Below are 18,570 nucleotides of genomic sequence, written 5' to 3'. Positions count from 1 at the left end.
CCGTCACGGTTACCTCCGGCCTCGCCCTCCTGCCCGCCGGCACCACGGCAGCCGTGGCACCGGCGGACTCCGTCGCCCTGCTCGCCCTCACGCTCGCCCTGCTGGGGCTGGGCTGGCCATCTGGCGGGTCTGGCGGACCGCGTCGGGCCGTCGGCTGCGTAGGCCCCGTCCGGAAGCTGCCAGGGCGATCTGCCCGAACCAGGAGCTGACCACCCACCGGCTCCTGTACGCCGAGTCCGCGGACGGCGTCAGGTGCTTCGTCGCGTCGTGGTTCCAGCGGGACAGGAAGCTCTGGGAAGAACTGGGAAGAACGCCCAAAGCGATGATTTCGGCCGCCGATCGGAGTCTCAGCACTGTAGCCGACCGATCGGAGTGGAGATGGGCAAGCTGAAGCAGGTCGCCGACGGCGTCTGGGTCCGGCAGAGCGAGTGGGTCTGGTCCAATTCCGTCGTGGTGCGCGGGGACGCTGGGTTGATCCTGATCGATCCCGGCATCCATGGCTCCGAGTTGGATCAACTCGCCGACGACGTGGACCAGTTGGACATCCCGGTGGTCGCCGGGTTCTCCACCCATCCCCACTGGGACCACCTGCTCTGGCATCCCCGGTTCGGCGACGTGCCGCGCTACGCCACCCCCGCCGCCACCCGCGTAGCCGGTGGAGCCCGGGAGCGGGCGCAGGCGATGGCGGCCGAGAGTTCGACCGGCATCCCTCTCGAGCTGATCGCGCTCAGCACCGCCCTGCCCGCGGACGGCGGGCCCGTGCCGGGCGAGATCATCGAGCATCAGGCGCACGCCGTCGGCCACGCCGCGATCCTCCTCGCGGACCGTGGCGTCCTGCTCGTCGGCGACATGCTCTCCGACGTACTGATCCCGCTCTTCGACTTCCGCCAGCACGATCAGGTGGGCGCCTACGAGGCGGCACTCGACCGGCTGGACGAGGCCGCCGGCCACGTCGACGTCGTGGTCCCCGGCCACGGCGCCGTTGCCGAGGGGCCCGAGACGGCGGCCCGCCTCGCCGCCGATCATGCCTACGTCGACGCGCTCCGGCGAGGAGAGGAACCCGTGGACTCGCGCCTGGGCCCCCATGCGGACTGGCTCTCCGGCCCCCACCGGTCGAACCTGGAGCAGGCCCGAGGACGGTAGGGCCTTCCCTGATCGCTCGCGAGTCCCTGGCGGGTCTGGCCGGACAACTCGGCAGAGCCGCTTCTCAGCCGACGCCGACAATCGTCGGTGTTCGTCTCCCGGCCGGCTCTCAAACCGGCTGCGGCGTAAGCCGCTTGTGCCCCCTGCGGTCGTAGTACCGCGTCATCACGAACCCGAAGAGCAGCGCCAGCGCCGCGCCGATCGCGATCATGATCCAGGAGCGCGTCAGGCCGGCGTCGCCGCGGGCGTCGAAGTAGAGGATGGCGCGGACGCCGTCGCTGAGTTGGCGCATCGGCTCGAAGTGGGAGAGGAAGCGGTAGAAGCCGGGGACCGCCTGGAGGGGCACGGTGGCGCCCGAGGAGGGCAGGCCCAGGACGATGAACACGAACATGGAGACCAGCTGGCCGACCCCGCCGAAGGCAGCGTTGATGGCCTGCACGCCCAGCCCGACGGCGAGGGCTGCGCAGTAGGAGTAGATCCACAGCAGCGGGATGTGGGTGGCGTCCATGCCCAGAATGCTGATGGTGGCGACCATGATCAGGGAGACGCTGACGACCGTGATGCCCGCGGTCAGCGCCATGTTCAGCAGCAGCGTCTGGGTGCGGCTGATCGGCACGGTCGGGCGCCGGGTGTGCCAGGGGCCGATCTCGCTGTCGGTGTAGCCGAGGGCGGTGTCGACGGCGTTGGTGATGATGTTGCCGCCCATGAAGCCGGCCAGGACCAGCAGCAGCGTGTAGTAGAAGGCGCTCAGGCCGAGCCCGCTGTGGCTGCCGATCGGGTGGCCCACCTGGGTGACGACGTTCACCGGGTCGGCCAGCAGGAGTTTGGTCGTGGAGTTGGCCTGACCTCCAGCGGCCGCGGTGAGCTGCCTGCCGATGGTCTGCGAGGCCTGGTGCGCCGCCGCCATCGTGATCTGACTGGCGAGGGAGGAACCCAGGCTGCCCTTGCCGGGATTGGTGAGCACCGTCATCGTCGGCCGGGTGGTGGCGTTGGCGGTGGTGAGCGCGGTGAGCGACGCGGTGAAGTCGGACGGGATGACCAGGGCGCCGTAGACCTTGCCGGAGTCCAGCTCGTCCTGCGCCTGTGCGCGGGTGAGGGTGCGCCACTCGGCCTTGTCGTTGGATTTGTTGGAGGTGATCGCGGCGGCGATCTGCGCACCCGCGTTCTGCTTCTGCCCGGGCGGCGGCTTGCTGGTGTCGCTGTTGACCAGGGCGATGGGCAGATGGTGCAGGGCGCCCTGCGGGTTGACGATGCCGCCCATGTAGAGGAGCGCCAGCAGCAGGGCGAGCAGTCCGGTCAGGACGGTGGGCACGAGCCACAGTTTGGGGCGGCCCAGCAGACTGGCGGCACGGGCCTGGGGGCTGACGTCGGCCATGGCTCTCCGTAGGTCGGGGGAGGACGGGAGTCCACCGCACGGCTCGTGTACGGACCCAGAGCCTACGGAGAAGTGGGGACGAAGGAGGGCAAGCCGCGCGTGAGAGGCCGGAAGTCAACGGCACTCGGCTCTCAGGGAACCCACGGGGCGACTGGTCCCTCATATCTGGTGACGACGCGGACGGTCGAGGTGAGTGCTCGGCCGGAGGAATCCGCGTATGAGCCGGACCGACCCGCTAGGAGGCCGTGTTGGACGGCAAGAATCCCTCCGCCGCAGACACCCGTCCGGCCGTACAGGCCGTACAGGCCGAGAAGTCCCCGCGCTCCGCCGTCTCCCGCCGCCGTTTCATGGTCTACTCCCTGGCCGCCACCACCCTCACCATCGCCGCCCCGCTCGCCTGCGACACCTCCTCCGCCCAAGGGTCCGTGCCCCGCCGGGACGCCTCGGGAGTGCTGGTGACCGGCGCCGACGAGGAGATGCTTGTCCTGGAGGTCACCCGGGCCGACAAGGTCGTCGTACGGCTGCCGCGGGTCGAGGTCGGCCAGGGCATCACCACCGCCGTGGCCATGATGATCGCCGAGGAGCTGGACGCCCGGCTCGCCGACGTCGACATCCCACTCGCCGACGCCCGCACCAAGGGCAACCAGTCCACCGGCGGCTCCAGTTCGGTCAGTTCGCTCTACGGGCCCGCCCGGCAGCTCGCCGCCACCGCACGCGCCCGGCTCGTCACCGCCGCCGCCCGGCGCTGGCACCTGCCGGCCTCGACCCTGCGCACCCGGGACACGATGGTGATCGCGCCGGACGGCCGTACCGCCACCTTCGGATCGCTGAGCGCGAGCGCCGCCCGCATCCGTCGTACGGCCGTGTCCGCCAAGCCGAAACCGGCGTCGCGGCACCAGGTGATCGGCCGGGCGACGAACCGGGTCGACGCCCGGGATCTGGTCACCGGGAAGGCGCAGTACACCGGCGACCTGAACGTGGCCGGGGCGAAGCCGACCGTGGTGGCCCGGCCGCCCACGATCGGCGGCAAGGTCGTCTCCGTCGACGACCGGGCCGCGCGCGCCATGCCCGGAGTGCATGCCGTCGTCCGGGTCCCGGGCGGGGTCGCCGTGGTCGCCGAGTCCTTCCACCACGCCTTCCAGGCGCGCGACGCCCTGAAGATCAAGTGGACGCCGGGGCCGCTGGCCGCCCTGTCCGACGACGGCATCCGCGCCCGGCTGCGGACCGCGGTTCCGCGTCTCGGCACGCCGCCTCGCGGGTCGGCGCAGGTCGAGGGAGAGTTCGCGTTCGCGTTCGTCAGCCACGCGCCGATGGAGGTGCTGACCGCGATCGCGGATGTGCGGGCGCACAAGGCCGAGATCTGGTTCTCCTCCCAGACGCCGATGGAGGCCCGCGACACCATCGCCCACGCGGTCGGGCTGCCCGCGTCCGCGGTCACGGTCCATGTGATGCGCGGCGGCGGCTCGTTCGGGCGGCGGCTGACCTTCGACGCGGCGGTTGAGGCAGCCCAGATCTCGAAGGCCTCCCACCGTCCGGTGAAACTCATGTGGAGCCGCAACGACGACACCCGGCACGGCCGGATGCGGCCCGCCGGCCACCACCGCATCCGGGTCAGCCACAAGGACGGCCGGGTGGTCGCCTTTACCCATGCGATGTCCTCGGTGAACGAGTCGTACGGGAGGAACGCGTCCGCGAGCCAGGCCTCCTTCGTACGCAGGGTGTCCGCCCCCGCCCTCAGCGACTCCGGGCTCTACAACTTCGGCCGCATCTCCGGCGGCTCGGGCGGCGTCGACCTCGCGATGCCGCTCGGCGCCTGGCGGTCCGTGGACTCCGGGACGATGCGGACCGCCGAGGAGATCATGGTGGACGAGGTGGCCCGCAGCCTCGGCAGGGACCCGGTCGCCTTACGCCGTACGACGCTGCGGAGCAAGGCCGTGCGTGCCGTGCTCGACAAGGTCGCCCAGGCCGGGGACTGGGGCCGGGCGTTGCCCGACGGACATGGGCAGGGGGTGGCCGTGCACGAGGAGTACGGCTCGTGCGTGGCCTGTCTGGCCGAGATCGACGCGACCGATCCGAAGAAGCCACGGGTGACCCGGGTGGTGATGGCGGCCGACGTCGGGACCGCCGTCAACCCGCGCGGTCTGGAGGCACAGCTGATGGGGACCGCGGTCGACGGGATCTCCACCGTGCTGAGCGCCGGGCTGCACATCGACCGCGGCGCCGTGCGCGAGGGCAGCTTCAGTGATTTCCGGTGGGCCCGGCAGCGGGACGCTCCGCTGCGTTTCGAGGCGCACATCATGCCGTCGAAGGGGGAGCCGGGCGGGGCCGGTGAGCTGGGGGTGCCGGCCGCGTCCGGGGCAGTCGCCAACGCCTACGCACGCGCGACCGGCACCAAGCCCCGCCGTTTCCCGCTCACATTCTGAGACCGTTCACATGCTGAGACGCTCCGAGAAGGTTCCGATGCCCTCGTACTCCTTCGTCCTCAACGGCGAGCAGGTCACCGTCGAGGCCCCCGCCGACATGCCGCTGCTGTGGGTGCTGCGCGACCTGCTGCACGTCACCGGCCCCAAGTACGGCTGCGGTGTCGGCGTCTGCCGCGCCTGCACCAGTCACCTGGACGGGGAGGAGATCCAGCCCTGTGTCGTGAAGGTCGCCGACTGTGCGAAACGCCAGGTCACGACCATCGAGGGGCTGGCCGACGGGGACGCGCTGCACCCGGTGCAGCAGGCCTGGCTGGAGTGCGACGTGGCGCAGTGCGGGTTCTGCCAGCCCGGCCAGATCATGGCCGCCGCGGCCCTGCTGAAGAAGACGCCCCGGCCGTCCGACGAGGACATCGACCGCATCGAGAACGTATGCCGCTGCGGCAGCTACCCCCGCATACGCGAAGCAATCAGGCGGGCGGCAACCGAGATCACACCTTGATATGAGTGTCCCGGCTCACATGGCGTGACGCGATCGTGACCGACACCATGGTGCACGTCATCGTCAGGCTGAAGGGAGCGGTGATGTTCCGCAAGGTGCTGGTCGCCAACCGTGGTGAGATCGCGATCAGGGCGTTCCGCGCCGGGTATGAGCTCGGCGCAAGGACCGTCGCCGTCTTCCCGCACGAGGACCGCAACTCGTTGCACCGGCTCAAGGCCGACGAGGCGTACGAGATCGGCCAGCAGGGGCACCCCGTGCGGGCGTATCTCTCCGTCGAGGAGATCGTCCGCGCCGCGCGGCAGGCGGGCGCGGACGCGGTCTACCCGGGGTACGGGTTCCTGTCCGAGAATCCTGAGCTCGCGCGCGCGTGCGAGGAGGCGGGCATCACGTTCGTCGGGCCCAGCGCGCACACCCTGGAACTGACCGGCAACAAGGCGCGCGCCGTGGCCGCCGCCCGTGCGGCCGGCGTCCCCGTCCTCGGCTCGTCCCAGCCCTCCAACGACATCGACGAACTCGTCGCCGCGGCCGAGGAGATCGGCTTCCCGGTGTTCGTGAAGGCGGTCGCGGGCGGCGGCGGGCGCGGTATGCGCCGCGTCGAGGACCCGGCCGCGCTGCGTGAGTCGATCGAGGCGGCGTCCCGTGAGGCGGCCTCCGCCTTCGGTGACCCGACCGTCTTCCTGGAGAAGGCCGTCGTCGACCCCCGCCACATCGAGGTGCAGATCCTCGCCGACGGCGAGGGCAACGTCATCCACCTCTTCGAGCGCGACTGTTCGCTGCAGCGCCGCCACCAGAAGGTCATCGAGATGGCCCCGGCGCCCAATCTCGACCCCGGGCTGCGCGACCGCATCTGCGCCGACGCGGTGCGCTTCGCCCGCGAGATCGGCTACCGCAACGCGGGCACCGTGGAGTTCCTGCTCGACCCCGACGGCAACCACGTCTTCATCGAGATGAACCCGCGCATCCAGGTCGAGCACACGGTCACCGAGGAGGTCACCGACGTCGACCTCGTCCAGGCCCAGCTGCGCATCGCCTCCGGCCAGACGCTGGCCGACCTCGGCCTGTCGCAGGAGACGGTGAAGCTGCACGGCGCGGCCCTGCAGTGCCGTATCACCACCGAGGACCCGGCGAACGGCTTCCGCCCGGACACCGGCCGCATCAGCGCCTACCGCTCGCCCGGCGGCTCGGGCATCCGCCTCGACGGCGGAACGACCCACGCCGGTACGGAGATCAGCGCCCACTTCGACTCCATGCTGGTCAAGCTGACCTGCCGGGGCCGGGACTTCAAGGCCGCGATCGGCCGGGCCCGGCGTGCCGTGGCCGAGTTCCGCATCCGTGGTGTGGCCACCAACATCCCGTTCCTGCAGGCGGTGCTGGACGACGCGGACTTCCAGGCCGGGCGGGTGACGACGTCGTTCATCGAGCAGCGCCCGTACCTGCTGACCTCGCGCTCCTCCGCGGACCGCGGCACCAAGCTGCTCACGTACCTGGCCGACGTCACGGTCAACAGGCCGCACGGCGAGCGCCCGCACCTGATCGACCCGACCACGAAGCTGCCCTCGCTCCCCGAGGGCGAGCCGCCTGCCGGTTCGCGGCAGAAGCTGGTCGACCTGGGCCCGGAGGGCTTCGCCCGCCGGCTGCGCGAGTCGCCGACCATCGGCGTCACGGACACCACCTTCCGCGACGCCCACCAGTCCCTGCTCGCCACCCGCGTACGCAGCAAGGACCTCCTGGCGGTCGCCCCGGTGGTCGCGCGCACGCTGCCCGAGCTGCTCTCGCTGGAGTGCTGGGGCGGTGCGACGTACGACGTCGCCCTGCGCTTCCTCGCCGAGGACCCGTGGGAGCGGCTGGCCGCGCTGCGCGAGGCCGTCCCCAACATCTGTCTGCAGATGCTGCTGCGCGGGCGCAACACCGTCGGCTACACCCCGTACCCGACCGAGGTGACCGACGCCTTCGTGCAGGAGGCCGCCGCCACCGGAATCGACATCTTCCGCATCTTCGACGCCCTCAACGACGTCGGTCAGATGCGCCCCGCCATCGAGGCGGTACGCGAGACGGGCACCGCGGTCGCCGAGGTCGCCCTCTGCTACACCGCGGACCTGTCGAACCCGAACGAGCGCCTGTACACGCTGGACTACTACATGCGTCTCGCCGAGCAGATCGTCGAGGCGGGCGCCCACGTCCTGGCCATCAAGGACATGGCCGGCGTGCTGCGCGCCCCGGCCGCCGCGACCCTCGTGTCCGCGCTGCGCCGGGAGTTCGACCTGCCGGTGCACCTGCACACCCACGACACCGCGGGCGGCCAGCTCGGCACCTACCTCGCCGCGATCCAGGCGGGCGCGGACGCGGTGGACGGCGCGGTCGCCTCCATGGCGGGTACGACCTCGCAGCCGTCGCTGTCGGCGATCGTGGCCGCGACCGACTATTCCGACCGGCCGACCGGCCTCGACCTCCAGGCGATCGGCGACCTGGAGCCGTACTGGGAGAGCGTCCGCAAGATCTACGCCCCCTTCGAGGCGGGCCTCGCCTCCCCGACCGGGCGCGTCTACCACCACGAGATCCCCGGCGGCCAGCTGTCCAACCTGCGCACCCAGGCCGTCGCGCTCGGCCTCGGCGACCGCTTCGAGGACATCGAGGCGATGTACGCGGCGGCCGACCGGATGCTGGGGCGTCTGGTCAAGGTCACCCCGTCCTCCAAGGTGGTCGGCGACCTCGCCCTGCACCTGGTGGGCGCGGGGGTCGCACCGGCCGACTTCGAGGCGAGCCCGAACCGCTACGACATCCCCGACTCCGTCATCGGCTTCCTGCGCGGCGAGCTGGGCACCCCGCCCGGCGGCTGGCCGGAGCCCTTCCGCAGCAAGGCACTTGAGGGCCGCGCCGACGCCAAGCCGGTGCAGGAGCTGACGCCGGAGGATCGCGAGGGCCTGGCGAAGGAGCCCCGCGCCACGCTCAACCGGCTGCTGTTCCCGGGCCCGACGCGCGACTTCGACAGCCACCGCCAGGCGTACGGCGACACCAGCGTGCTGGACAGCAAGGACTTCTTCTACGGTCTGCGTCCCGGCACGGAGTACGCCGTCGACCTGGAGCCCGGCGTGCGGCTGCTGATCGAGCTGGAGGCCGTCGGTGAGGCCGACGAGCGCGGACTGCGGACCGTGATGTCCACCCTGAACGGCCAGCTCCGGCCGATCCAGGTGCGGGACACCTCCGCGGCCTCCGACATCCCGGTCACCGAGAAGGCCGACCGGGCCAATGCGGGCCATGTCGCCGCACCGTTCGCCGGTGTGGTCACGCTCGCGGTCTCCGAGGGCGACGAGGTGGACGCCGGGGCGACGGTGGCGACCATCGAGGCGATGAAGATGGAGGCCGCGATCACCGCCTCGAAGGCGGGCCGGGTCTCGCGCCTGGCCATCAACAAGATCCAGCAGGTCGAGGGCGGTGACCTGCTCGTCGAGATCGGGTGATCCCGGCTCCGACCCCATGGGGCGGCCCCGGTACGGCTTCTGCCGTGCCGGGGCCGTTTCGCGTTGGCACCGGGTGCCGGGGCGCGCGGCTTGTGCGGTGGATTCCGGAGCCTTGACCCACGGTCGCCACTCCATGATGCTGTGTTGCGGCACACGAGATACGTGCCGCATTGAGCAACTCAGTTTCGAGTGGCTTCCGAGCTTCAGTTCTCCACAGCCGAGGAGTGGTCATGACGCATCAGGTCCGCGCTGTCGTCGCGCGGGGCAAGGGTGCCCCCGTCAGCCTGGAAACGATCATCGTGCCCGATCCCGGCCCGGGCGAGGCGCTGGTGAAGATCGAGGCCTGCGGGGTGTGCCACACCGACCTGCACTACCGCGAGGGCGGCATCAACGACGACTTCCCGTTCCTGCTCGGGCACGAGGCCGCGGGCGTCGTGGAGTCGGTGGGGGAGGGCGTCACCGACGTCGCCCCCGGTGACTTCGTGATCCTCAACTGGCGTGCGGTGTGCGGGCAGTGCCGGGCCTGTCTGCGCGGCCGCCCGCAGTACTGCTTCAACACCCACAACGCCAAGCAGAAGATGACCCTCGCCTCCACCGGTGAGGAGCTGTCCCCGGCGCTGGGCATCGGCGCCTTCGCCGAGAAGACCCTCGTCGCCGCCGGACAGTGCACCAAGGTCGACCGGAAGGCGTCCGCGGCCGCCGCCGGCCTGCTCGGCTGCGGCGTGATGGCGGGCATCGGCGCGGCGATCAACACCGGCCAGGTAGGCCGTGGCGACTCGGTCGCCGTCATCGGCTGCGGCGGAGTCGGCGCCGCGGCGATCGCCGGCGCCAACCTGGCCGGCGCCGCGAAGGTCATCGCCGTCGACATCGACGACCGCAAGCTGGCCACCGCGCAGAGGCTGGGTGCCACCCACACCGTCAACTCCCGCGAGGGCGACGCGGTCGAGGCGATCCGCGAGCTGACCGGCGGCTTCGGCGCCGACGTCGTCATCGAGGCGGTCGGCCGCCCGGAGACGTACAAGCAGGCCTTCTACGCCCGCGACCTCGCCGGCACGGTCGTCCTGGTCGGCGTGCCCACCCCGGAGATGAAGCTCGAACTGCCCCTCCTTGACGTGTTCGGCCGCGGCGGCTCGCTGAAGTCGTCCTGGTACGGCGACTGCCTGCCGAGCCGTGACTTCCCGATGCTGATCGACCTCTACCTCCAGGGCCGCCTGGACCTGGACGCCTTCGTCACCGAGACCATCGCGCTGGACGAGGTGGAGAAGGCCTTCCAGCGGATGCACGGCGGGGACGTCCTGCGCTCGGTGGTGGTGTTCTGATGAGCCGGGTCCACGTCGAACGGCTCGTCACCTCGGGCACGTTCTCCCTGGACGGCGGTACCTGGGAGGTCGACAACAACGTGTGGATCGTCGGCGACGACCGCGAGGTGATCGTCGTCGACGCGGCGCACGACGCCGACGCGATCGCCGAGGCGGTCGGCGAACGCGCGCTGAAGGCCATCGTGTGCACCCACGCCCACGACGACCACGTCAACGCCGCACCCGGACTGGCCGCCCGCACCGGCGCCCCGGTCCTCCTGCATCCGGACGACCTGCCGCTGTGGAAGCTCACGCATCCCGACCGGATGCCGGACGCCGACCTCACCGACGGGCAGCCCCTGACGGTGGCCGGCATCGAGCTCACCGTCCTGCACACGCCCGGCCACGCGCCCGGCGCCGTATGCCTGTACGCGCCGGCGCTCGGGGCGCTCTTCAGCGGCGACACGCTCTTCGCGGGCGGGCCAGGGGCCACGGGGCGGTCGTACAGCCACTTCCCGACCATCGTCGAGTCGATCCGGGACAGGCTGTTGCCCCTCGACTCCGACACCGTGGTGCACACGGGCCACGGGGAGACGACGACCGTCGGCGCCGAGGCACCGCATCTTCAGAAGTGGATCGACCGCGGTTTCTGACCGCGGAAGTCGTTTCTCATCATGCTGCATGTTGTGTATAACGCAACGCGGCTTCTCGCAGGAACCTGGTCCCTGAACTCCTTGACAGGGGTTCAGGGCGACCCCAGACTGATGTTGCGCTTACCGCAATCCGTTTCGCTATACGCACCGAGGTGTCATGATGATTCCCGCGTGCCGTCTCGTGGATCTCCCGCGAGGTGAGGCTGTCCGGCTCGAGACCGACCCGCCGGTCTCGGTGTTCCACACCGACGACGGCGAGCTCTTCGCCATCGACGACACCTGCACCCACCAGGACGCCTCGCTCGCCGACGGCTGGCTGGAGGGCTGCGAGGTCGAATGCCCGCTGCACGCCTCGAAGTTCGACCTCAGGACAGGCAAGGTGGACGCCCCGCCGGCCAAGCTCCCGGTCCGCACGCACGAGGTCGCGATCGAGGACGGCATGATCTACGTCCAGCTGTCCACGGACGCCCCCAACCTGCCTCCGTGCATCGCGGCCCGGCTCGCCGGAGGTCTCGCGTGAGGACGGTCGCCGTGGTGGGGGCCTCGCTGGCCGGTCTGTCGGCGGCGCGCTCCCTGCGCAAGCAGGGCTATGACGGCCGGCTGGTCATCATCGGTGACGAGCCCCATCGCCCGTACGACAGACCGCCGTTGTCCAAGGAGTTCCTGGCCGGCACCATCGGCGAGGCCGATCTCGTGCTGGAGACGGACGGCGAGGACCTGCGGGCCGAGTGGCTGCTCGGCGCCCGCGCCACCGGACTCGACGCCACGCGGCGCGCGGTCCGGCTCGCCGACGGGGCCGAGGTCCGCGCCGACGGAGTCGTCATCGCCACCGGCGCCGCCGCGCGCAGCCTGCCGGGCTCCGAGGGCCTGTCCGGGGTGCACACCCTGCGCACCCTGGACGACGCCCGCGCCCTGCGGGACGAACTGGCCCGCGGCGGACGGCTGGTGGTGATCGGCGGCGGCTTCATCGGCGCCGAGGTCGCCTCCACCGCGTACGCCCTCGGACTCGACGTGACCGTGATCGAGGCGGCCTCGACGCCGCTCGCCGGACCGCTCGGCGAGGCCATGGGCGCCGTCGTCTCCGGGCTCCACACGGACCACGGCGTACGGCTGTTGTGCGGCGTCGGCGTCAAGGGACTCAGCGGCGAGCGCCAGGTCGAGGCCGTCCTGCTGGAGGACGGCCGCACCGTCCCCGCGGACATCGTGGTCGTCGGCGTCGGTGCCCGCCCCTGCGTCGAGTGGCTCGAAGGCTCCGGCGTCGAACTCGACAACGGCGTCAAGTGCGGCGCCGACGGACGCACCAGCCTGGCCGGCGTGGTCGCGGTCGGCGACTGCGCCAACTGGTACGACCCGCGCGCGGGCTCCCACCGCCGCGTCGAGCACTGGACCGGCGCGCGCGAGCGCCCCGACGCCGCGATCGCCACGCTGCTGGCGGGCGGCGCGGTGGAGCCGGGTGTGCCCCGGCCGCCGTACTTCTGGTCGGACCAGTACGGCGTGAAGATCCAGTTCGCCGGGCACGCGGCCGGCGCGGACCGTGTCACCGTCGAGGAAGGCTCCGCCGACGGCCGCAACGTCCTGGCCGTGTACCTGCGTGCCGGCATCCCGGTCGCGGTGCTCGGCATGAACCAGCCGCGGCTGTTCATGCGCTGGCGCAAGCAGATCGCTTCGCTGTGAGCAGCGGGATGGGTCGTTGTCTTTCCGCGGCGCCGTTCTGGCTTGTCGCGCAGTTCCCCGCGCCCCTGAGGGGCGCTCCCCGACGACTTCCGAGGAGTGCACCGTGACCTCGACCAGCCTGCCGGACAGCCTGATCGCCACCCTCCCCGGCTCCTCCTACACGGATCCGGTGAACTTCGCCCTGGAGCAGGAGCGCATATTCGAGACCATGTGGTTCTGCGCCGTGCGCTCGTCCGAGCTCGCCAAGCCCGGCGCCTTCCGCACCGTCGACGTGGGCCGCGAGAGCATCCTCGTCACCCGCTCGCGCGACGGCTCGATCCGCGCCTTCTTCAACGTGTGCCGGCACCGCGGCGCCAAGCTGTGCACCGAGGAGTCCGGCGAGGTCAAGCGGGCCTTCCAATGCCCGTACCACGCTTGGACCTACGGCCTGGACGGCAAGCTCGTCGCGGCGCCCAACCTCACCAAGATGCCCGACATCGGCCGCACCGAGTACGGCCTGGTGAACGTCGCCGTCCGCGAATGGCTCGGCTACGTCTGGCTCTGCCTCGCCGAGAACCCGCCCTCGTTCGAGGAGGAGGTCATCGGGGACGTCGTCTCCCGCCTGGGGGACGCCGAGTCGATCGACCACTACGACATCGACAACCTCTCCGTCGGCAAGCGGATCGTCTACGACGTGAAGGCCAACTGGAAGCTCATCATCGAGAACTTCATGGAGTGCTACCACTGCGCCACGATCCACCCCGAACTCACCGAAGTACTCCCGGAGTTCGCGGACGGCTACGCCGCGCAGTACTACGTCGGCCACGGCGCGGAGTTCGGCGAGGAGGTGCAGGGCTTCACGGTGGACGGCTCCGAGGGCCTGGACCGCATCCCGGGCGTCGGCGACGACCAGGACCGCCGCTACTACGCGATCACCGTCCGGCCGCAGGTCTTCATCAACCTCGTGCCCGACCACGTCATCTTCCACCGCATGTACCCGGTCGCCGTCGACCGCACGATCGTCGAGTGCGACTGGCTCTACCTGCCGCACGTCGTCGAGAGCGGCAAGGACGTCAGCCGGTCCGTCGAGCTCTTCGACCGGGTCAACCGCCAGGACTTCGACGCGTGCGAGCGTACGCAGCCCGGCATGAGCTCCCGGCTGTACGCCAAGGGCGGCGTGCTGGTTCCGAGCGAGCACCACATCGGTGCGTTCCACGACTGGGTCAACGAGCGCCTGGGCACCCGCCGGCCTGAGTAGCGTCTACGGGCCGCTCAGCCCAGGTACCCCATCCGGTGACTGATCTCCTGCGCGCCCTTGAGGAGGTTCGGCGCGAGCTCGTGCATGCGCTCCTCCGTGAAGCGGTAGCCCGGACCGGAGGCGCTCAGCGCGGCGATGACCTCGCCGTCGCGGTTGCGAACCGGCGCGGCCATGGCGTGCAGGCCGATCTCGAACTCCTCCACGGTCCAGGCGTAACCCCGCTCACGCACCTCGGCGAGGCTCTTCTCGAGCTTCGTCTTCGCGGTGATCGTGTGCGGGGTGACCTTCTTCAGACCGGTCTCGGCCACCAGTGTGGCCCGGTCGGCGGCCGGCATGTAGGACAGCAGGACCTTGCCGCTGGAGGTGGCGTGCAGCGGCGTCAGCTGGCCGACCCAGTTGTGCGCCGTGATCGCACCGGGGCCACGTACCTGGTAGAGGTTGATCGCGTAGTGCTCCTGCATGACCGCGATGTTCACGGTCTCGCCGAGCTCCTCGGCGAGCCGCTCGCACACCGGCCGGCCCTGCTGGGTGATGTCGATACGTCCGGTGACGGCGCCGGCGAGGCGCACGATGCCGAAGCCGAGCCGGTACTTGCCCCGCTCTCCCGCCTGCTCCACCAGCCCACGCGCCTCCAAGGCGCCGAGCAGGCGGAAGGCAGTGGACTTGTGGACGTCGATTTCGCCGGCCACCTCACTCACGCCCGCCTCGCCACGCTGCGCGAGGATCTCCAGGACGCTGATGGCGCGGTCGACCGACTGCACTCCGCCGGCCTGCGAATTGCCTGTCTCGGTGTCTTGGCTGTGGTTGCTCACAACGAAACTATACGCGCAGTACGGTACAAGCTGTTTACCCTCGGGACTCTGACCAGGCACTTTGATCAGGTAAAGACCACTTCCTGCGCCAGACGGCTCCCCCTGCTACCTGCGAGTATCTGGAAGTTTCCGTGAAGTGTGTACGTGTTGTGCGCACGGTCGGACACCTAGCCGCAAACACTGTCTGTAACGGGCCTGCCACCCTTCATTGCCGGCGGCGCCCGACGGGAAGTACACGCGCGCCCCTTCCGAAGTTGCGTCGTTCGCAACCTGGTGCGCATCACGCTACCGGCGCTAGCATGCTCCGCACATCGACGGCGCGAGCGAGACGAGGCACCATGGCTCCCCTGCAATACGACTTCGTCATCGTCGGCGGCGGTTCGGCCGGCAGTGCGCTGGCGAATCGACTCACCGCCGATCCGGCCAACCGCGTGCTGGTCCTGGAGGCCGGCCGCTCCGACTACCCGTGGGACGTCTTCATCCACATGCCCGCGGCGCTGACCTACCCGATCGGCAGCCGGTTCTACGACTGGAAGTACGAGTCGGAGCCCGAGCCCCACATGGGCGGCCGGCGCGTCTACCACGCCCGCGGCAAGGTCCTGGGCGGCTCCAGCAGCATCAACGGCATGATCTTCCAGCGCGGCAACCCCATGGACTACGAGCGCTGGGCCGCCGACCCCGGCATGGAGTCCTGGGACTACGCGCACTGCCTGCCCTACTTCCGTCGGATGGAGAACTGCCTGGTGGCCGACCCGGACGACGAGTTCCGCGGCCACGACGGCCCCCTCGTCCTGGAGCGCGGCCCGGCCACCAACCCGCTGTTCGCCGCCTTCCTCAAGGCCACCGAGGAGGCGGGCTACGCCCCCACCGACGACGTCAACGGCTACCGCCAGGAGGGGTTCGCCAAGTTCGACCGCAACGTCCACCGCGGACGCCGGCTGTCGGCCTCGAAGGCGTACCTCAAGCCCGCCATGAAGCGGCCCAACCTCACCGTGAAGACCCGCTCCCTCGTCACGCGCGTCCTCTTCGAGGGCAAGAAGGCGGTCGGGGTCGAGTTCCGGCGCGGCAAGGGCGCTCTGCAGCAGGTCCGCGCCAAGGAGGTCATCCTCTGCGGCGGCGCGATCAACTCCCCGCAGCTGCTGCAGCTCTCCGGCGTGGGCAACGCCGAGGAGCTGCGGGCGCTCGGCATCGACGTCGTGCACGACCTGCCGGGCGTCGGCGAGAACATGCAAGACCACCTGGAGGTCTACATCCAGTACGCCTGCAAGCAGCCCGTCTCCATGCAGCCGTATCTGGCGAAGTGGCGTGCGCCGTTCATCGGCCTGCAGTGGCTGTTCCGCAAGGGCCCGGCGGCGACCAACCACTTCGAGGCCGGCGGCTTCGCCCGCAGCAACGAGGACGTCGCGTACCCGAACCTGATGTTCCACTTCCTGCCGATCGCGGTCCGCTACGACGGTTCCGTGCCCGCCGGCGGCCACGGCTACCAGGTCCACGTCGGACCCATGTACTCCGACGCCATCGGCTCGGTGAAGATCAAGAGCAAGGACCCGCTCGAGCACCCGGCGCTGCGCTTCAACTACCTCTCCACCGAGCAGGACCGCCGCGAGTGGGTCGAGGCCATCCGCGTCGCCCGCAAGCTCCTCAACCAGCCCGCGCTCGCCCCCTACAACAACGGCGAGGTCTCGCCAGGACCCTCCGTGGAGAGCGACGAGGAGATCCTCGACTGGGTCGCCAAGGACGGCGAGACCGCTCTGCACCCGTCCTGCACCTGCAAGATGGGCACCGACGAGATGGCCGTCGTCGACCCCGCCAGCATGCGGGTGCACGGCGTGGAGGGCCTGCGGGTCGTCGACGCGTCCGTAATGCCGTACGTCACCAACGGCAACATCTACGCCCCGGTGATGATGGTTGCCGAGAAGGCCGCCGACCTGATCCTGGGCAAGGAGCCGCCGGCCGCCTCCAAGGCCGCGTACTACCGCCACCCCGACGCCCACAAGCAGGTGGGGTGAGACCTTGGGCGCCGCAGGACTGAGCGCGCTGCTGAACAGCGTCCGCTACGAGGTGCTGCCCGCGAGGGCGACCGAGGAGAAGGTCCTCGCGCATGTCCCGCGCGACGTCGTGGTCACGATCACGGCGCCGCCGGTCAAGGGCCTGGAGCCGACCCTCGACCTCACCGACCGGCTCGCCTCGCACGGCTACCGGGTCGTCCCGCACGTGCCCGCCCGGCTGCTGCGCGACGACGTACACCTGAAGGAAGTGGTGGAGCGGCTGTCCGCGGCGGGCGTGGACGACGTCTTCGTCCCCGCGGGCGACGCGGACCCGCCCGCCGGACCCTACGACGGTGCCCTGCCGGTGCTGCGCCGGCTGGGCGAGCTGGGCGCGCCCTTCGCCCGCGTGGGCATCACCGGCTACCCCGAGAGCCATCCGCTCATCCACGACGACCTCACCATCCAGGCGATGTGGGACAAGCAGGCCCACGCCACGTACATCGTCAGCAACCTCTGCTTCGATCCGCGGGTGCTGGGGGAGTGGCTCGCCCGGATACGGCGGCGGGAGGTGACCCTGCCCGTGCACGTGGGCGTCGCCGGTCCCGTGCAGCGGGCGAAGCTGCTGGCCATGGCGACGAAGATCGGGGTGGGGGAGTCGACGCGGTTCCTCACGAAGCACGCGTCGTGGTTCCTGCGCTTCGCCGCGCCCGGCGGCTACTCGCCCGGGAGGCTGCTCTCCCGCACCCAGGAGGCGCTGACCGCGCCCTCGGCCGCGGTGGCGGGCCTGCACCTGTTCACCTTCAACCAGATCGCGGAGACGGAGAGTTGGCGCCGGGCCCTGCTGGACCGGCTCGCCACCGCATCGTCGTAGGGCTGAGCGTCGTGGACGACTCCGTATACGAAGAGGGGCGGGCCGGAGACCCCGGCCCGCCCCTCTCGTGTGTGAGGCGCGATGCTCAGCGGAAGACCACCGTGCGGTTGCCGTCGACCATGACCCGGCTCTCGCTGTGCCACTTCACCGCGTGCGCCAGTACCTGCGCCTCGACGTCCCGGCCGACCGTGACCAGCTCGTCGGGGTCGAGGGAGTGGTCGACGCGGACCACGTCCTGCTCGATGATCTGGCCCTCGTCCAGGTCCGAGGTCACGTAGTGCGCGGTCGCGCCGACGAGCTTGACCCCGCGGTCGTAGGCCTGCTCGTAGGGTCGCGCGCCCTTGAAGCTGGGCAGGAAGGAATGGTGGATGTTGATGGCGCGGCCCTCGAGCTGCTTGCAGAGGTCGTCGGAGAGGATCTGCATGTAGCGGGCCAGCACGACCAGGTCGACGTCCAGCTCCCGTACCAGCTCCAGCAGCCGGGCCTCGGCCTCGGGCTTGGTGTCCCTGGTGACCGGGACGTGGTGGAAGGGGATGCCGTAGGTGTCCGCCAGGCCCTCGAACTCGCGGTGGTTGGAGACGATCGCCGGGATCTCGATGTTGAGCGCGCCGGTGCGCCTGCGGAAGAGCAGGTCGTTCAGGCAGTGCCCGAACCTGGACACCATGATCAGCGTCCGCGTCGGGGTCGAGGCGTCCCGCAGGGTCCAGGAGATGCGGTGGGCCTCGGCGACCGGGCCGAAGCGATAGCGCAGCGCGTGCAGATCCACGCCGGGGTCGGAGACGTCGAAGTGGACCCTCATGAAGAAGCGGTCCTGGAGGCGGTCGTCGAACTGCTGGCTCTGCAGGATGTTGCCCGAGTTCCTGACCAGGAAGCCGCTCACGGCGTGGACCAGTCCCGCGCTGTCGGGGCAGGAGAGGGTGAGGACGTACTCACGTCCGGGTTGCGGTCGAGGGGACATGTGCGGCCTCCGTCGGTGCGTATTGCACAACAAGGTGAGCGATGCGCAACATGCTGGGCGCGTCGTACGGCTGCGGTCAAGGGGTGGCCGGGTAACGGCGGCCATGGCGAAATCGTCATCCACCAACTACTTGACGGGGCTCTGAGGTTTCGCCACTGTGTTCCACCACAAGCAATTGGAT

Annotated in this window: 14 protein-coding genes; 11 read left to right on the top strand and 3 right to left on the bottom strand. The window is 70.5% G+C overall.

Translation table 11 applies throughout. From position 1 onward, the window contains the following. The first annotated feature begins 378 nt into the window (after nucleotides 1-378). Nucleotides 379-1,143, top strand: a complete 765-nt coding sequence (locus tag ACGFYN_RS21650; RefSeq protein WP_393867467.1) for an MBL fold metallo-hydrolase — start codon at nucleotides 379-381, stop codon at nucleotides 1,141-1,143. 109 nt (nucleotides 1,144-1,252) lie between these two features. Here ACGFYN_RS21650 and ACGFYN_RS21645 read toward each other — a convergent pair whose 3' ends face one another. Further along, on the bottom strand, nucleotides 1,253-2,518 hold the full coding sequence (locus ACGFYN_RS21645; protein ID WP_393867466.1) for a YhgE/Pip domain-containing protein: 1,266 nt from the start codon (nucleotides 2,516-2,518) through the stop codon (nucleotides 1,253-1,255). 347 nt (nucleotides 2,519-2,865) lie between these two features. Between ACGFYN_RS21645 and ACGFYN_RS21640 the strand changes: the two genes are divergently transcribed. From ACGFYN_RS21640 to ACGFYN_RS21605, 8 genes are all read left to right on the top strand, one after another. Then, on the top strand, nucleotides 2,866-4,941 hold the full coding sequence (locus tag ACGFYN_RS21640) for a molybdopterin cofactor-binding domain-containing protein (RefSeq protein ID WP_393867680.1): 2,076 nt from the start codon (nucleotides 2,866-2,868) through the stop codon (nucleotides 4,939-4,941). Nucleotides 4,942-4,978: 37 nt separating this feature from the next. Next, the gene (locus ACGFYN_RS21635; protein WP_393867465.1) at nucleotides 4,979-5,440 is read left to right on the top strand and encodes a (2Fe-2S)-binding protein; all 462 of its coding nucleotides are present in this window, start codon (nucleotides 4,979-4,981) and stop codon (nucleotides 5,438-5,440) included. An 83-nt stretch (nucleotides 5,441-5,523) separates the two neighbouring features. After that, entirely contained in the window at nucleotides 5,524-8,898 is a 3,375-nt protein-coding gene (locus ACGFYN_RS21630; RefSeq protein WP_393867679.1) for a pyruvate carboxylase, read from the top strand. Between the two features lie 230 nt (nucleotides 8,899-9,128). Beyond that, nucleotides 9,129-10,217: an S-(hydroxymethyl)mycothiol dehydrogenase gene (locus ACGFYN_RS21625; protein WP_393867464.1), complete on the top strand. Its 1,089-nt coding sequence runs from the start codon at nucleotides 9,129-9,131 to the stop codon at nucleotides 10,215-10,217. Beyond that, nucleotides 10,217-10,849, top strand: coding sequence for an MBL fold metallo-hydrolase (locus ACGFYN_RS21620; protein ID WP_393867463.1), 633 nt, complete (start codon nucleotides 10,217-10,219; stop codon nucleotides 10,847-10,849). The genes ACGFYN_RS21625 and ACGFYN_RS21620 overlap by 1 nt, the downstream gene beginning before the upstream one ends. Before the next feature lie 157 nt (nucleotides 10,850-11,006). Then, nucleotides 11,007-11,369, top strand: a complete 363-nt coding sequence (locus ACGFYN_RS21615) for a bifunctional 3-phenylpropionate/cinnamic acid dioxygenase ferredoxin subunit (RefSeq protein ID WP_393867462.1) — start codon at nucleotides 11,007-11,009, stop codon at nucleotides 11,367-11,369. Next, the gene (locus ACGFYN_RS21610; protein WP_393867461.1) at nucleotides 11,366-12,523 is read left to right on the top strand and encodes an NAD(P)/FAD-dependent oxidoreductase; all 1,158 of its coding nucleotides are present in this window, start codon (nucleotides 11,366-11,368) and stop codon (nucleotides 12,521-12,523) included. The genes ACGFYN_RS21615 and ACGFYN_RS21610 overlap by 4 nt, the downstream gene beginning before the upstream one ends. A 103-nt stretch (nucleotides 12,524-12,626) precedes the next feature. Beyond that, entirely contained in the window at nucleotides 12,627-13,760 is a 1,134-nt protein-coding gene (locus ACGFYN_RS21605) for an aromatic ring-hydroxylating dioxygenase subunit alpha (RefSeq protein WP_393867460.1), read from the top strand. A 14-nt stretch (nucleotides 13,761-13,774) separates the two neighbouring features. Here the strand turns inward: ACGFYN_RS21605 and ACGFYN_RS21600 are convergent, their stop codons facing one another. After that, entirely contained in the window at nucleotides 13,775-14,521 is a 747-nt protein-coding gene (locus tag ACGFYN_RS21600) for an IclR family transcriptional regulator (RefSeq protein WP_393867678.1), read from the bottom strand. A 389-nt stretch (nucleotides 14,522-14,910) separates the two neighbouring features. Between ACGFYN_RS21600 and betA the strand changes: the two genes are divergently transcribed. Both betA and ACGFYN_RS21590 read left to right on the top strand, forming a co-directional pair. Next, nucleotides 14,911-16,581 (top strand): choline dehydrogenase, encoded by a 1,671-nt coding sequence (gene betA, locus ACGFYN_RS21595; RefSeq protein ID WP_393867459.1) that lies wholly within the window; start codon nucleotides 14,911-14,913, stop codon nucleotides 16,579-16,581. 4 nt (nucleotides 16,582-16,585) lie between these two features. Continuing rightward, nucleotides 16,586-17,431, top strand: a complete 846-nt coding sequence (locus ACGFYN_RS21590) for a 5,10-methylenetetrahydrofolate reductase (RefSeq protein ID WP_393867458.1) — start codon at nucleotides 16,586-16,588, stop codon at nucleotides 17,429-17,431. Nucleotides 17,432-17,516: 85 nt separating this feature from the next. On the opposite strand, the gene purU is transcribed toward ACGFYN_RS21590, so the two are convergent. Further along, entirely contained in the window at nucleotides 17,517-18,389 is an 873-nt protein-coding gene (purU, locus tag ACGFYN_RS21585) for a formyltetrahydrofolate deformylase (protein WP_393867457.1), read from the bottom strand. Nucleotides 18,390-18,570 lie beyond the last annotated feature (181 nt).

It is taken from the genome of Streptomyces sp. NPDC048419, from assembly GCF_043200415.1.
Taxonomy (GTDB): domain Bacteria; phylum Actinomycetota; class Actinomycetes; order Streptomycetales; family Streptomycetaceae; genus Streptomyces.
This window is presented reverse-complemented; position numbering and strand designations above follow the sequence as displayed.

What these genes read in the sequence shown, in the direction of transcription:
- betA (WP_393867459.1), top strand. Translation starts at nt 14,911, where the DNA reads ATGGCTCCCCTGCAATACGACTTCGTCATCGTCGGCGGCGGTTCGGCC.
- ACGFYN_RS21630 (WP_393867679.1), top strand. Translation starts at nt 5,524, where the DNA reads ATGTTCCGCAAGGTGCTGGTCGCCAACCGTGGTGAGATCGCGATCAGG.
- ACGFYN_RS21625 (WP_393867464.1), top strand. Translation starts at nt 9,129, where the DNA reads ATGACGCATCAGGTCCGCGCTGTCGTCGCGCGGGGCAAGGGTGCCCCC.
- ACGFYN_RS21650 (WP_393867467.1), top strand. Translation starts at nt 379, where the DNA reads ATGGGCAAGCTGAAGCAGGTCGCCGACGGCGTCTGGGTCCGGCAGAGC.
- ACGFYN_RS21620 (WP_393867463.1), top strand. Translation starts at nt 10,217, where the DNA reads ATGAGCCGGGTCCACGTCGAACGGCTCGTCACCTCGGGCACGTTCTCC.
- ACGFYN_RS21645 (WP_393867466.1), bottom strand. Translation starts at nt 2,518, where the DNA reads ATGGCCGACGTCAGCCCCCAGGCCCGTGCCGCCAGTCTGCTGGGCCGC.
- purU (WP_393867457.1), bottom strand. Translation starts at nt 18,389, where the DNA reads ATGTCCCCTCGACCGCAACCCGGACGTGAGTACGTCCTCACCCTCTCC.
- ACGFYN_RS21635 (WP_393867465.1), top strand. Translation starts at nt 4,979, where the DNA reads ATGCCCTCGTACTCCTTCGTCCTCAACGGCGAGCAGGTCACCGTCGAG.
- ACGFYN_RS21640 (WP_393867680.1), top strand. Translation starts at nt 2,866, where the DNA reads ATGGTCTACTCCCTGGCCGCCACCACCCTCACCATCGCCGCCCCGCTC.
- ACGFYN_RS21615 (WP_393867462.1), top strand. Translation starts at nt 11,007, where the DNA reads ATGATGATTCCCGCGTGCCGTCTCGTGGATCTCCCGCGAGGTGAGGCT.